Raw genomic sequence first — 13,322 nt, 5'->3', positions numbered from 1 at the left:
CGACCGGCGCGCCGCTCATTCGCGACGTCCTGGTCGTTCGAAACCTCGGCGCACCGAACCCGGTGCGTTCACATCGGCTGCCTGCTTGGCCCTGGTGGAGGAACTGAGCTGCCACGGCACGCTCGTCACCATCACACCGGGCTCGAACAGCAACCTGCCCTTCAACCGCAGCGCGGACTGGTTGTGCAGCACCTGCTCCCACCAGTGACCGACCACATATTCGGGAATGAAGACGGTGACCACGTCGCGCGGGGCGTCCTTGCGTACCCGCTTGACGTAGTCGAGCACCGGCTTGGTGACCTCGCGGTACGGCGATTCGATCACCTTCAGCGGCACGTTGATCTCGCTGTTCTCCCAGGCCCGCACCAGCTTGCGGGTGTCGGCGTCGTCGACGTTGACCGTCACCGCTTCCAGGGTGTCCGGGCGGGTCGCGCGCGCGAAGGCCAGCGCACGGCGCGTGGGCAGGTGCAGCTTGGAGACCAGGACCAGGGAGTGGGTGCGGCTGGGCAGCACGCCGTCCCAGTCGGATTCGTCGAGTTCGCGCGAGACGGAGTCGTAGTGCTTACGGATCAGCTTCATCACGACGAAGATCGCCACCATCGTGAGGATCGCGATCCAGGCACCGGCGAAGAACTTGGTGACGAGCACGATCATCAGCACGGCGCCGGTCGCGGTCAAACCGATCGCGTTGATCACCCGGGAGCGCTGCATCTTCCCGCGCTGCGCCGGGTCGGTCTCGGTGCGCAGCAGGCGCGTCCAGTGCCGCAGCATGCCGGTCTGGCTCAGCACGAACGAGACGAACACACCCACGATGTAGAGCTGGATCAGCTTGGTCACTTCGGCGCCGAAGACCACCACGAACGCGATCGCGGCACCCGAGAGGAACAGGATGCCGTTGGAGAACGCGAGCCGGTCGCCGCGGGTGTGCAGCTGACGGGGCAGGTAGCGGTCCTGGGCCAGGATCGAACCGAGGACGGGGAACCCGTTGAACGCGGTGTTGGCGGCCAGCACCAGGATCAGCGCGGTGACGATGGTGATGAAGAAGAAGCCGATCGGGAAGCCGTGGAACACCGCTTCGGCGATCTGCGCGATCAGCGTCTTCTGGTGATAGTCGGCGGGCGCGCCGATCAGGTGCGCGGGGTCGTGGGCATACACCACGCGGATCTTCTGGGCCAGGATGATGATGCCCATCAGCAGCACGATCGCGATGGAACCCAGCAGCAACAGGGTGGTCGCGGCATTGCGCGACTTGGGTTTACGGAACGCGGGCACACCGTTGCTGATGGCCTCCACACCGGTCAGCGCCGCACAGCCGGAGGAGAAGGCACGCGCGATCAGGAAGGCGAAAGCCAGGCCGTAGAGGTGCTCGTCTTCGGCATCGAGCCCGAACCCGGCCGACTCGGCCTGGATGTCATCGCCGAGCCCATAGGTACGGAACAGGCCCCAGGCCAGCATCACGACCATCCCGACGATGAACGCGTAGGTCGGAATCGCGAACGCCGTACCGGATTCGCGTACCCCTCGCAGGTTGATCGCGGTCAGGATCGCGATCGCCACCACCGCGAACAGCACTTTGTGCGTGGCGACGAACGGAATCGCGGAACCGATGTTCGACGCCGCCGACGAGATCGACACCGCGACGGTGAGCACGTAGTCGACCAGCAGCGCGCTGCCGACCGTCAGACCGGCGGTGGGGCCGATGTTCTTGGTCGCGACCTCGTAGTCGCCACCGCCCGACGGGTAGGCGTGCACGTTCTGCCGGTAGCTGGCGACGACCACCGCCATCACCAGGGCTACGGCGAGACCGACCCACGGCGCGTACACGTAGGCCGAGATGCCCGCCGCCGACAGCACCAGGAAGATTTCCTCCGGGGCATAAGCGACCGACGACATCGCGTCGGAGGCGAAGACCGGAAGAGCGATACGCTTGGGCAACAATGTGTGGCCGAGCGAATCGCTACGGAACGGCCTGCCCAGCAGCACACGCTTGGCTGCCGTCGTCAACTTGGACACCGGGCTGAGCATAGAGGAGTTCACCAGTACCTTCGCGCGCACGTTCGTGGGCGTCACGGCGATGTCTGGATTGTTTGCCTCGCGTCGGCACGGGGAAAATGGGCGATGGGAGCATCCGGCGGGTACGGTCCTTGCCGGACGCCACGGGTAGGCAAGGAACGAGGGTGCACGGTGTACGTAGTGATCATGGGGTGCGGGCGTGTCGGCTCGTCACTGGCGCGTGCGCTGACCCGGGTGGGTCACGAGGTCACGGTCATCGACCGGGATCCCGCAGCCTTCCGCCGCCTCGGTGAGGGCTTCCCCGGCCAGGAGGTGATCGGCGTCGGCTTCGACCGTGAGGTGCTGACCCGCGCGGGGATCGAACGCGCCGACGCCTTCGCCGCGGTGAGCTCCGGTGACAACTCCAACATCATCTCGGCCCGAGTGGCCAGAGAGATGTTCGGCGTCGAACGTGTCGTCGCCCGCATCTACGACGCCAAGCGCGCCGAGGTGTACGAACGACTCGGCATCCCGACCATCGCCACCGTGCCGTGGACCACCGATCGGTTCCTGCGCACCCTCATCGGCGACAACTCGACCACCACCTGGCGCGACCCCACCGGCGCGGTCGCGGTGACCCAGCTGACCCTGCACGAGGAATGGTCCGGTCGCACCGTGCGCGATCTGGAACGCGATCTGCAGGTGCGGGTGGCGTTCATCCTGCGCTTCGGCCAGGGCCTGCTGCCCGAATCCAAGACGATCGTCCAGGCCGACGACGTCGTCTATGTCGCGGCCACGTCCGGCACAGTCGGCGAGGCGATCGCCCTGGCCGCCAAGGCCCCACTGAGCGAGGACTGAACACATGAAGGTCGCCATCGCCGGAGCGGGCGCGGTCGGGCGCTCGATCGCCAGGGAACTCCTACGCGGCGGACATCGGGTGATGCTGCTCGAACGCCAGCTCGACCACATCGATCCCGCCGCCATCCCCGATGCCGTCTGGGTGCACGCCGACGCCTGTGAGCTGTCGCTGCTGGAGAACGCCGATCTCGAGACCTACGAGGTGGTGATCGCGGCCACCGGTGACGACAAGGCGAATCTGGTGCACGCTTTGCTCGCCAAGACCGAGTTCGGGGTGCGCCGGGTGGTGGCGCGGGTCAACGATCCGCGCAACGAATGGCTGTTCAACGAGTCGTGGGGGGTCGACGTGGCGGTGTCGACGCCGCGGCTGCTCGCCTCGCTCGTCGAGGAGGCCGTCTCGGTGGGTGATCTGGTGCGGCTGATGACGCTGCGCCAGGGACAGGCCAACTTGGTCGAGATCACCCTGCCCGCCGACACCCAGTTGGCAGGCAAGCCGGTGCGGACCTTGACGATGCCGCGCGATACCGCGCTGGTGACGATCCTGCGCGGCGGCCGGGTGATCGTGCCGCAACCCGACGACCCGTTCGAAGGCGACGACGAACTGCTGTTCGTCACCTCGGTGGAGGCCGAAGAGGATCTGCGGCTCACCCTGGCGACGCACGGCGTGCGGCCGTAAGGCCCTACGCCACTTTCAGTTCCGCGCGCAACTTGTTGAGCGCGCGGTGCTGCATCACCCGGACCACGCCCGGGCTGGTGCCGATGGCCTCGGCGGTCTGGGCCGCGCTCCAGCCGAGCACGATGCGCATGTGCAGCACCTCACGGTGATTCGGCGCGAGCACCTTCATCAGTTCGAGGGTGGCGGCGCGGCGTTCGTAGGCCAGCACCCACTCCTCCGGGCCCGCCGAAGTGCTGGCGCTGTCGGGCAACTCGGCCGTCGGATAGGCGGTGTGCTTGCCGCGACGGAACGCGTCGGAGACCTTGTTGGCGGCGATACCGTAGACGAAGGCCAGGAACGACTTGCCCTGATCGCGGTAGCGCGGGATGGCGGTGACGGTGGCGATCAGGACTTCCTGGGTGACATCGTCAGCGGTGACGGTGAGATGGCCGGTGGTCCCCATCCGGGCCGAGCAGTACCGGCGGACCACCGGGTGCACCAGACGCAGGATCTCGGCGACGGCATCGCGGTCACCGGCGGCGGCCGGGCCGATCAGCGCGTCGAGTTCGGCGCCGATGCGCTTGCTCTCCGACAGCACGGGCGCCGGGGTCTTGGCGCCGTCGCGGCGTACTGCGGTGGCCGGTCGCTCATTTCGGTGCTCGGTTGCCATCATGGTCGCCGGTCCTCTCACGATCATCGCGTTTTTCCTACGCATTGATCGTGCGACGAACAACCGGTCGCGACCAGGTACCCCAGGGTGGGTACTTCCCCACCTCCGGCGGCACACTGCCCACCCTTACGCGGTCACGGATTCCGTTCCGGCGCCGGACTTGTCGGCCTTCGCGGTGGGCAGATGCCCGGCGCGGCGCACTGCCCACACCGTCACCACCAGAGCGACCGCGGTGAGCGGCCAGCCCATGCCGATCCGCGCCACGGCCAGCCAGGTGGTGTGGTCGGTGTCGTAGAGCTGCGACTGCACCAGGTAGCGGGCGCCGAACACGACCACCCAGACCACGGTGGCCAGGTCGTAGAGCTTGCGAACACGCTTGTCGGTACGCCAGCGATGACCGTGGCCGTTGAGCGCACCCCAGATCACCCCGACCAGTGGCCGGCGCAGCAGGATCGACACCGCGAACACGCCCGCGTACACCAGGCTGGTGTAGATGCCGAACAGGAAGAAGCCCTTGGCCTCCCCCACCCGCTGGGCGATGAGCGCGCACAGGCCGACGCCGAGGAAGCCGGAGACGGCGGGCTGGATGGGGCTGCGCTGCACCAGTCGCCAGATCAGGATGGCGGCGGCGACGCCGAGCGCGGCCCAGATGGCCACGGTGAGGCCCGCGACGGTGTTCACCGGGACGAAGACCAGAACGGGGAGGGTGGAATAGATCAGGCCGCTGAAACCGCCGAGCTGCTCGAGCAAGGTCTGTTCGGCCTTGTCTACCTCGGTGTCGATCTCCGGGTCCACCTGCTCATCGGTGACCACGGGCAACGCCACGGTGGCTTCGGGGTCCGCGGCAGTGCGGTACTCGTCGCTGGAGGGCATACGTCAGCTGTTCCCGCGCAATTCGTAGTAGGGGTTGAAGATCACTTTGCGGCCGTCGCGATCGCCGACGCGGCCACGGACCAGAATGCGCCTGCCCGGCTCGATACCGGGAATGCGCCTGCGCCCGATCCACACCAGGGTGATGGCATCGGTGCCGTCGAAGAACTCGGCCTGCACGGTGGCACCGGCCGCCTTGGGACACGCCTCGACACTGCGGAGTCTGCCCAGAATGGTCGCCTCTTCGCCACGACAACAATCCTTGGCCCGCCGGGCGCCGGAAGCATCGGCGGTCTCGGCCAGTTCCTCGGCGTCGAGCTGGTCGATATCGGCGGTGAGACGACGACCGAGTCGGCGAAAATATCCCGAGTCCGGACCCGATCCCGACTTGTGTCCGCCCGTGGATGACGACATGTCACGCTTCTCCCGCTAGTTGGCCGTACACCGCCACTGTAGATGGGCAAACGCCCGGCCGCTACGCTCGGTCGGTGTTGCGCACCCCACCCCAGGTCACCATGGTCGCCCTGCCGGGAACCGGCTCCGACGCCGATTTCGCGGCCCGCGCGTTCGGGCCTGCCGCCCTCGCGTACGGACTCGCCTTCCACGCCGTCGAACCGGACCCGCAGGCCGTGATCGGGAGCTGTACCGCGGCTTTGGACGCGGCCGCGGCGCGCGGTCCGGTCCTGGCCGCGGGCATCTCCCTCGGCGCCGCGATCGCACTCGACTGGGCAGCCGAGCACCGTACCGCGGTGGTCGGTGTCATCACAGCATTACCCGCCTGGACGGGTGCCGAAACCGCCGCGTGCCCCGCCGCATCGAGCGCCGCGGTTACCGCCGAGCAACTGCGAGCCGACGGTCTGGAGGCGGTGATCGAGCGGATGCGTGCGTCGAGTCCGCCGTGGCTGGCCGACGCGCTGACCCAGTCGTGGCGCGGGCAGTGGCCGCACCTGCCCGCCGCGCTGGACGAGGCCGCCGCATACGCGTGGCCGTCACTGGCGGATCTGGCGGGCAACGACGTGCCGGTCGCGGTGGTCGGCGCGAGCGACGACCCGGTACACCCGATCGCCGTCGCCGAGGAATGGGCGGCAACTTTGCCGTCGGCCCGACTGCACCGGGTGACACTCACCGAGCTCGGCGCCGACCCAGCGATACTCGGACATGCCGGATTCGCGGAGTTGAGCGCGTTGCTGCCGGCGACCACACAGACAACGAACAGCCTTGCAGCACAACTGATTTCGCGAGTACACGGGTAACTCGCCGGGTAACCCGACACCAGACCCACCCCGAACCGCAGGCCCGGTCACCAGCGGAACCGCCTCCCCGCGACCGGAAGAAGTCGCGGAGAGGCGGATGCGCCTAGTTCAGTCCTAGTTGCTGCATGGCCGAGCCGTCCGCGCCGCGCCGCGGCTCGTCCGGCAGTTTCGGCGGGAGGGCCGAGGGCGGGGGCGCGGCCGCGGCGGCCGCCTGGGCCTCGAGGGCGTCCTGCTGGGCCTGGACCTGCTGCTGGTGGGCGGCGGCCAGCTGTTCGGCCAGTTCCTGGGGCAGGACCACCGGAAGCGGGTCGCGCACGGGCAGGGGGTCGGTGCCACGGCGGACCACGGCGTCGGCCAGGACCGCGCGGGCCGCGGTGATCAGCGGGCTGCGGTCGTCGACGGCGCCCTTGGGGCCCGCGGCGACCAGCCGGATCATCCAGCGTGGGCCGTCGACGCCGATGAAACGCAGGTCGGCGCCCTCGGTGATCGCCTTGACCTCACGGCCCCACGGGCCCTTCTCGACGGCCACGCTCGCGCCGTCGCCGCGCAGCGACTCCGCCAGATCCGCGGCGACCGTGCGCCACTGACCCGCCGACTTGGGCGCGGCGTAGGCGGCGACCGTGAGCCTGCCGTGCTCGGTGGCCAGGTGCACCGCCTGCGGGGTGCCGTCGGGACTCATCTCCACCTGCAGCTGCCCGCCCTGGGGCACCGGGATGAGCACCGAGCCGAGGTCGAGGCGGCGCGAGATGGCCTCGTCGGAGACCTCGCTGATGTCGTAGGGGCCCGCGGCGGCATCGGGAGCGTGGTCGAAATTGCCGTAGATGCGCTCATCGGTGGGAGCGTCGTCGAAGTCGAGGCGGGCGAAGTCGGGCCGCTGGAACTCGTCGGTGTCGTACTCGTCGGAGTCCGCGTCCAAGTCGTAGTCCGCCTCGTCGTACTCGACCTCGTCGTATTCGACGTAGTCGACGTCCTCGTCGCGCGCGCGCTTCTTCTTACCGAACAGACCCATCACGCCTCCTTGCCGGCCAGGCTGGCATGCCCGCCGCTCGACCCGTACCCGCCGGTGCCACGGGCGGTGTCGTCGAGATCGTCGACCTCGGCGAAGTCGACCAACTCGACCCGCTGCACCAGCAACTGCGCGATGCGGTCGCCGCGACGCAGCTCGACGGCGGTGCGCGGGTCGTGGTTGATCAGGCACACCTTGATCTCACCGCGGTAGCCCGCGTCGACCGTGCCGGGCGTGTTGACCACCGACAGCCCGGCCTTCGCGGCCAAGCCGGACCGGGGGTGGATCAAGCCGACCGTGCCCATCGGCAACGCGATCGCGATCCCGGTGCCGACCAGCACCCGCTCGCCCGGTTCGATGATCACATCCTCGGTGGTACAGAGGTCGACGCCCGCGTCACCCGGATGGGCACGCGTCGGCACAGGGATGCCGGGATCGAGCCGCCGCAGCGGAATCGGTGCAAGTGCGTTCACATCGGTCGAGACTACGCGGTCGAGGCCGGACCTTCTCGTCGCAGCCCTGGTGCGGTGACCTAGTGTTGAGGGGTGCCCGACCAGCCCCATTCCCCGACGACCGCGACCACCGACACCGACCATCGCGCGCCGAGCGCGCCGGGTCCGTCGCCCTACTCCGAGCGCCTGTGGGTGCCGCTGTGGTGGTGGCCGGTCGGCTTCGCGATCGCGGGCCTGCTCGCGGCCGAGATCCACATGGGCGCGCCGGGGCTGCGGGCGTGGCTGCCGTACGTCTTGCTGGCGCCGGTCCCGGTCTGGATTCTGTTGTGGATGAGCAGGCATCGCCTGGATGTCACCGTGGCGGAGGACGGTACGGCGGAACTGCGCGTCGACCGCGCCCACCTACCGGTGAGCTTCGTCGCGCGCGCCGCGGCCGTCGCGCCGACGGCCAAGAGTGCCGCGCTGGGCCGGCAACTCGACCCCGCCGCCTATGTGCAGCACCGGGCCTGGATCGGCCCGATGGCATTGCTGGTACTGAACGACCCGGACGACCCGACGCCGTACTGGTTGGTCAGTACGCGAAGGCCGGACCGGGTCTTGGCCGCGCTCGGACTCCCGAGCGCGGGCTGACCCTTCCTCGCTGATCCCTACGGATCAGTCTGCGTAGCCCTATGCGGGTCGATCGACCGCACGGTGCCGCGCACTGCCTGCCGCTAGAGCGCGCAATCCATGCAGATGAGCTGTCCACCCTTCTCGGTGGCCAGTCGGCTGCGGTGATGCACGAGGAAACAGCTCGAGCAGGTGAACTCGTCCGCCTGCTTCGGGACCACCCGAACGCTGAGTACCTCGTCGGACAAGTCCGCGCCGGGAAGCTCGAACGATTCCGCTGTATCGGATTCGTCGATGTCCACGACGGCGGACTGCGCCTCGTTGCGGCGGGCCTTCAGCTCCTCGAGCGAATCCTCCGACACCTCGTCGGATTCGGTGCGCCGCGGTGCGTCATAGTCGGTTGCCATGTCGTCTTCCCCTCAGTCCTTACTCCGTATATCCCGGATCAGTCGATTGCCGTAACCCCGCAGGGTTCCGGCGTTCGTACCGCCCCGCCGGTGGTGCACCTCACACGTGCACCGGTCGTCTATCAGGTTCGATCGGCTAGCGATCTACTCCGACAGCGTTCGGTAAACGCAGGACATGCCCTTGTTGTTCCCGCGACCGACCACCGTTTCACCGGTAAATATTCGATCTGGGCGGCCAGACAATAGCGGACCTGTGGACGAAAGTCGCAATCAAACCCGCGCCGAGCCGAAACCGACGACGAATCGTCACCTGCCGGGAAACTCGCCGAGACCTCCCGGACTCGCGCGCCGCCGCGAGACTCGTAGAGTGAGCGCGTGGTTTCACTGATCACCGAAGGCAGCGCGACAGATCGCGACGGCAAACCCTTTCCGCGGCGGCGGCCCGAGCTCTGGCTCGCGCTCGTCCTCGTGCTGGCTCTGGTGAGCCTGTTCGTCTGGATCACGGCGTTCCGAACCCGTGACGACAGCAACGAACCGATGGCGTGCAACGCGCCGAGCACACCGACGGCCACCAACGCACCGCAGCCCGCGGCGCTGGGCACCCGGGTGGGTCCGACGCGACTCGCGGAGGTTGACCCGGCGGCCCTGTCGGAGTCGCGGGTGCGGGTGTTCAACGCCAACGGCAAGAGCGGCCAGGCGGGCAACATCGGCGCGGCGCTGGCCGACCTCGGCTTCGCCGGCGCGCCGGGGACACAGGTCGGTAACGATCCGGTCTATGTCAGCGGCGACCTCACCTGCACCGGTCAGATCCGGTTCGGTGTGAACGGCCGACCGGCGGCCGCCTCGGTGCAGTTGATCGCGCCCTGCGCCGAGCTGATCGAGGATCCGCGCACCGACGACACCGTGGACCTGGTCCTCGGGCAAGCGTTCGGTGAGTCGCTGCGCCCCGGCGCCGACGCCGAGGCGGTGCTCCGCTCGCTCAAGAACCTGGCCCCCGGAGCGAGCTCGTCCTCGATCGACCCGGATCTCCTCGACGCCGCGCGCGAAGTCAAGTGCTGAGCGATCTAGTCCGGTAGTGCCGTCGGCGCGCCGACCCGGTCGAGCAGGTCGTCGAGGTCCGCGGCGATGCCGGGCGCCGCGACGACCGTCAGTTCGCCCGCGGCACCACCGACGGTGACCGGGGGAACGTGCACGACCGCGCCGGCTTCGGCGGCGATGAGGGCGCCCGCGGCCCAGTCCCAGGCGTTGAGGCCGTGCTCGTAGTACGCCTCCAGCCTGCCCGAGGCAACGTGGCACAGGTCCATGGCGGCGGCGCCGAGGCGGCGGATGTCGCGGATCCGGGGCAGGATCTCGGTGAGCAGCTGCGCCTGGCGGGCGCGGCGCGCGCTGCCATAGGCGAAGCCGGTGGCTACCAGGGCCACCGAGAGCGAATCCTCGCTACTGCAGCGCAATGTCACCCGGGTGCCGTCCGGTCGCACAGCGTGCGATCCAGCGCCCAGTGCGGCGCTGTAGGTGGTGGCGGCGGCGACGTCGACCACGGCGCCCGCCACGGGCTTGCCGTCGACGACCGCGCCCACCGAGACGGCGTAGCCGGGGAGCCCGTAGAGGAAGTTCACGGTGCCGTCGATCGGGTCGACGACCCAGGTGACCGCGCCCGGCGCGGTGGCGCCGACATCGCCGCCGCCCTCCTCCCCCAGAATCGCGTCGCCGGGCCTGCGCTCGGCGAGCAGCCCGCGGATCAGCTGTTCGGATTCGGTGTCGACGATGGTGACCGGATCGGTGACGTGTCCCTTGGTGGCCACCGCGCCCGCCACGGGTCCGTCGTCGGCGAACACCTCGGGCCTGCGGGCACGGACATGCGCGGCGGCGGTCTCCGCGAGCTCGACGGCGAGACGCCGCAACTGCTCGTAATCGGCGGATGTGGTGGGGGCGGTGATGGTCTCGGGCTCGGTGTAGTCGGGCACCCACCCATCGCATCACATGTCGTGGCTCGTCGCGCGAGTGGTGACTACCGCTACTCTTCTCCGTGGTGTCTGCCAGGCACATCGACCACGTCAGCAAGGGGTTGAATCATGTCCACTCGGGGGCACGCATTCGGTATCGACATCGGCGGCAGCGGGGTGAAGGGCGCCGAGGTCGATCTGGCCACCGGCCTGCTCACCCATGACCGCATCAAGATCGCGACCCCGCAGCCGTCGACTCCGGCCGCCGTCGCGGCGGCGGTCGCCGAACTGGTCGCGCGGTCAGGGTGGGAGGGCCCGGTCGGCATCACCATGCCGTGCGTGGTGCTCGGCGGCCACGCCAGAACCGCGGCCAACATCGACCAGGCATGGATCGGCACCGACGCCCGCGCGTTGTTCGCGAAGGCGCTGGGCGGGCGTGCGGTCACCGTGCTCAACGACGCCGACGCGGCGGGCCTGGCCGAGGACTCCTACGGCACCGCGCGCGACCTCGACGGGCTGACGCTGCTGCTCACCTTCGGCACCGGCATCGGCTCCGCGCTGCTCTACAACGGCGTGCTGGTGCCCAACTCCGAGCTCGGCCATCTCAAGATCGACGGCGTCGACGCCGAGGATCTGGCCGCGGCCTCGGTGAAGGACAACGAGGGCCTCACCTACCCGGAGTGGGCGCAGCGAGTGAGTCGCGTGTTGCGCCACATCGAGGATCTGTTCTGGCCGAACGTGATCGTGGCGGGCGGCGGTATCAGCCGTGATCACGAACAGTGGATTCCGTTGCTCACCAACCGAACTCCCGTGATTCCGGCCGTATTGAAGAACACCGCGGGTATCGTCGGCGCGGCGATGGCCATCGAGGCGGGCCTCGCGCCGTAGCCCGGCGCGGCCCGCGACGCAACGCCTGGGTGGCATCGTGCCATGAGTACCCTGGTTGGATCGTTACAATGGAACACGTCCGGCGGTGAGCCGGTGAAACCTTCCGGCCGCGGCCGGTCGCGAGAAGGTCGGTGAACGAGCGCCGACTTCCCCCGGCCGACGCATCGCCGGTGCAACCCGACCGACCGCTCCGCCGGAAAACCACTCTGGCGTGACGCCGCACGAGACCGTCACGAAAGGGCGTACGTGGTAGCCACGAATACCCGTCAGACCGCCGACTCGGCCTCCGACGCCGATGCCGACGACGCCGTAACCCCGGCCAAGAAAGCGCCGGCCAAAAAGGCCGCCGCCAAAAAGGCGCCGGCCAAGAAGGCCGTAGCCAAGAAGGCGCCGGCGAAGAAGGCTGCCGCCAAGAAGGCTCCGGCCAAGAAGACCGCCGCGAAGAAGGCGACCGCGGGCGAGGGCGGTGACGAGCAGCTCGACGACGAGTCGGTCGAGGTCGACGATCTCGGTGATCTCGAAGTCGCCGAAGACGAACTCGTCGGCGAGGAAGTCGTCGTCGAAGACGTCGCCGAGGAAGCCGCCGACGTCGCCGAGACCGCGGAGCCCTCCGAGAAGGACAAGGCGTCCGGCGATTTCGTCTGGGACGAGGAGGAGTCCGAAGCCCTGCGCCAAGCGCGCAAGGACGCCGAACTCACCGCCTCCGCCGACTCGGTGCGCGCCTACCTCAAGCAGATCGGCAAGGTCGCGCTGCTCAACGCGGAGGAGGAGGTCGAACTCGCCAAGCGCATCGAGGCAGGCCTGTTCGCCGCGGAGAAGATGCGCGAGTTCGCCGAGGCGGGCGAGAAGCTCTCGGTCACCACGCGCCGCGATTTCAACTGGATCGTGCGCGACGGCAACCGGGCCAAGAACCACCTGCTCGAGGCCAACCTGCGACTGGTCGTCTCGCTGGCCAAGCGCTACACCGGTCGCGGCATGGCGTTCCTCGATCTCATCCAGGAAGGCAACCTGGGTCTGATCCGCGCGGTCGAGAAGTTCGACTACACCAAGGGTTACAAGTTCTCGACCTACGCGACGTGGTGGATCCGGCAGGCCATCACCCGCGCCATGGCCGACCAGGCCCGCACCATCCGTATCCCGGTGCACATGGTCGAGGTCATCAACAAGCTCGGCCGCATCCAGCGCGAGCTGCTCCAGGACCTGGGCCGTGAGCCCACGCCGGAGGAGCTCGCCAAGGAAATGGACATCACGCCGGAGAAGGTCCTCGAGATCCAGCAGTACGCGCGTGAGCCGATCTCGCTCGACCAGACCATCGGCGACGAGGGCGACAGCCAGCTCGGTGACTTCATCGAGGATTCCGAGGCGGTCGTCGCGGTCGACGCGGTGAGCTTCACCCTGCTGCAGGATCAGCTGCAGTCGGTGCTGGAGACGCTGTCCGAACGTGAGGCGGGCGTGGTGCGGTTGCGCTTCGGCCTCACCGACGGTCAGCCCCGCACCCTCGACGAGATCGGTCAGGTCTACGGCGTCACGCGTGAGCGCATCCGCCAGATCGAATCGAAGACGATGAGCAAGTTGCGCCACCCGAGCCGTTCGCAGGTTCTGCGCGACTACCTCGACTAGCGATCGACCCAAAGAGGCCCGCGGCCCCCCGTAGGGGGGGGGGGGCGCGTTTTAGTTGAGACCCACTAAAAAAACCGCGGGGGGGTTTTTAAAAAAAAA

At 68.6% G+C, this 13,322-nt stretch carries 15 protein-coding genes; 7 read left to right on the top strand and 8 right to left on the bottom strand.

The features are described 5' to 3' along the window. Positions 1–15: 15 nt before the first annotated feature. Positions 16–2,013 (bottom strand): APC family permease, encoded by a 1,998-nt coding sequence (locus ACFWFP_RS03845; RefSeq protein WP_379292974.1) that lies wholly within the window; start codon positions 2,011–2,013, stop codon positions 16–18. A 171-nt stretch (positions 2,014–2,184) separates the two neighbouring features. On the opposite strand from ACFWFP_RS03845, the gene ACFWFP_RS03840 reads away from it, so the two are divergent. Together ACFWFP_RS03840 and ACFWFP_RS03835 are read left to right on the top strand one after the other, a co-directional pair. Continuing rightward, positions 2,185–2,850 carry a potassium channel family protein gene (locus ACFWFP_RS03840; RefSeq protein ID WP_379292973.1) on the top strand — a complete coding sequence of 222 codons (666 nt, stop codon included), beginning with the start codon at positions 2,185–2,187 and terminating at the stop codon, positions 2,848–2,850. 4 nt (positions 2,851–2,854) lie between these two features. Further along, the gene (locus ACFWFP_RS03835) at positions 2,855–3,526 is read left to right on the top strand and encodes a potassium channel family protein (RefSeq protein ID WP_379292972.1); all 672 of its coding nucleotides are present in this window, start codon (positions 2,855–2,857) and stop codon (positions 3,524–3,526) included. Between the two features lie 4 nt (positions 3,527–3,530). Here ACFWFP_RS03835 and ACFWFP_RS03830 read toward each other — a convergent pair whose 3' ends face one another. From ACFWFP_RS03830 to ACFWFP_RS03820, 3 genes are all read right to left on the bottom strand, one after another. After that, positions 3,531–4,202 (bottom strand): sigma-70 family RNA polymerase sigma factor, encoded by a 672-nt coding sequence (locus ACFWFP_RS03830; RefSeq protein ID WP_379292971.1) that lies wholly within the window; start codon positions 4,200–4,202, stop codon positions 3,531–3,533. Between the two features lie 99 nt (positions 4,203–4,301). Continuing rightward, positions 4,302–5,048 (bottom strand): DUF3159 domain-containing protein, encoded by a 747-nt coding sequence (locus ACFWFP_RS03825; protein ID WP_379292970.1) that lies wholly within the window; start codon positions 5,046–5,048, stop codon positions 4,302–4,304. Between the two features lie 3 nt (positions 5,049–5,051). Then, complete coding sequence (locus ACFWFP_RS03820) at positions 5,052–5,459, bottom strand: OB-fold nucleic acid binding domain-containing protein (protein WP_067458744.1); 408 nt, start codon at positions 5,457–5,459, stop codon at positions 5,052–5,054. A 74-nt stretch (positions 5,460–5,533) separates the two neighbouring features. On the opposite strand from ACFWFP_RS03820, the gene ACFWFP_RS03815 reads away from it, so the two are divergent. Next, on the top strand, positions 5,534–6,298 hold the full coding sequence (locus ACFWFP_RS03815; RefSeq protein WP_379292969.1) for an alpha/beta fold hydrolase: 765 nt from the start codon (positions 5,534–5,536) through the stop codon (positions 6,296–6,298). A 103-nt stretch (positions 6,299–6,401) separates the two neighbouring features. Here the strand turns inward: ACFWFP_RS03815 and ACFWFP_RS03810 are convergent, their stop codons facing one another. Both ACFWFP_RS03810 and dut read right to left on the bottom strand, forming a co-directional pair. Continuing rightward, a complete protein-coding gene (locus tag ACFWFP_RS03810) occupies positions 6,402–7,301 on the bottom strand; it encodes a DUF3710 domain-containing protein (protein ID WP_379293754.1) in 900 nt (299 codons plus the stop codon). A 5-nt stretch (positions 7,302–7,306) separates the two neighbouring features. Continuing rightward, positions 7,307–7,777, bottom strand: coding sequence for a dUTP diphosphatase (gene dut / locus ACFWFP_RS03805; protein WP_379292968.1), 471 nt, complete (start codon positions 7,775–7,777; stop codon positions 7,307–7,309). Between the two features lie 72 nt (positions 7,778–7,849). Here dut and ACFWFP_RS03800 point away from each other — a divergent pair, with 72 nt between their 5' ends. Then, the gene (locus tag ACFWFP_RS03800) at positions 7,850–8,386 is read left to right on the top strand and encodes a DUF3093 domain-containing protein (RefSeq protein ID WP_379292967.1); all 537 of its coding nucleotides are present in this window, start codon (positions 7,850–7,852) and stop codon (positions 8,384–8,386) included. Positions 8,387–8,469: 83 nt separating this feature from the next. Here ACFWFP_RS03800 and ACFWFP_RS03795 read toward each other — a convergent pair whose 3' ends face one another. After that, the gene (locus ACFWFP_RS03795; protein ID WP_056811237.1) at positions 8,470–8,772 is read right to left on the bottom strand and encodes a DUF4193 domain-containing protein; all 303 of its coding nucleotides are present in this window, start codon (positions 8,770–8,772) and stop codon (positions 8,470–8,472) included. A gap of 375 nt (positions 8,773–9,147) precedes the next feature. Here ACFWFP_RS03795 and cei point away from each other — a divergent pair, with 375 nt between their 5' ends. Then, entirely contained in the window at positions 9,148–9,831 is a 684-nt protein-coding gene (gene cei / locus ACFWFP_RS03790; protein WP_378626688.1) for an envelope integrity protein Cei, read from the top strand. Between the two features lie 5 nt (positions 9,832–9,836). Here the strand turns inward: cei and ACFWFP_RS03785 are convergent, their stop codons facing one another. Continuing rightward, positions 9,837–10,736, bottom strand: coding sequence for an inositol monophosphatase family protein (locus tag ACFWFP_RS03785; RefSeq protein ID WP_379292966.1), 900 nt, complete (start codon positions 10,734–10,736; stop codon positions 9,837–9,839). Positions 10,737–10,844: 108 nt separating this feature from the next. Here ACFWFP_RS03785 and ppgK point away from each other — a divergent pair, with 108 nt between their 5' ends. Together ppgK and ACFWFP_RS03775 are read left to right on the top strand one after the other, a co-directional pair. Continuing rightward, positions 10,845–11,603 (top strand): polyphosphate--glucose phosphotransferase, encoded by a 759-nt coding sequence (gene ppgK, locus ACFWFP_RS03780; RefSeq protein ID WP_379292965.1) that lies wholly within the window; start codon positions 10,845–10,847, stop codon positions 11,601–11,603. Positions 11,604–11,849: 246 nt separating this feature from the next. Continuing rightward, complete coding sequence (locus tag ACFWFP_RS03775) at positions 11,850–13,223, top strand: RNA polymerase sigma factor (RefSeq protein WP_379292963.1); 1,374 nt, start codon at positions 11,850–11,852, stop codon at positions 13,221–13,223. Positions 13,224–13,322: the final 99 nt, after the last annotated feature.

Source organism: Nocardia sp. NPDC060249 (assembly GCF_042728755.1).
Classification (GTDB): domain Bacteria; phylum Actinomycetota; class Actinomycetes; order Mycobacteriales; family Mycobacteriaceae; genus Nocardia.
The sequence above is the reverse complement of the archived record's forward strand: the minus strand, read 5'-3'. Positions and strand labels throughout refer to the sequence as shown.

What these genes read in the sequence shown, in the direction of transcription:
- ACFWFP_RS03835 (WP_379292972.1), top strand. Translation starts at nt 2,855, where the DNA reads ATGAAGGTCGCCATCGCCGGAGCGGGCGCGGTCGGGCGCTCGATCGCC.
- ACFWFP_RS03830 (WP_379292971.1), bottom strand. Translation starts at nt 4,202, where the DNA reads ATGATCGTGAGAGGACCGGCGACCATGATGGCAACCGAGCACCGAAAT.
- ACFWFP_RS03825 (WP_379292970.1), bottom strand. Translation starts at nt 5,048, where the DNA reads ATGCCCTCCAGCGACGAGTACCGCACTGCCGCGGACCCCGAAGCCACC.
- ACFWFP_RS03820 (WP_067458744.1), bottom strand. Translation starts at nt 5,459, where the DNA reads ATGTCGTCATCCACGGGCGGACACAAGTCGGGATCGGGTCCGGACTCG.
- ACFWFP_RS03795 (WP_056811237.1), bottom strand. Translation starts at nt 8,772, where the DNA reads ATGGCAACCGACTATGACGCACCGCGGCGCACCGAATCCGACGAGGTG.
- ppgK (WP_379292965.1), top strand. Translation starts at nt 10,845, where the DNA reads ATGTCCACTCGGGGGCACGCATTCGGTATCGACATCGGCGGCAGCGGG.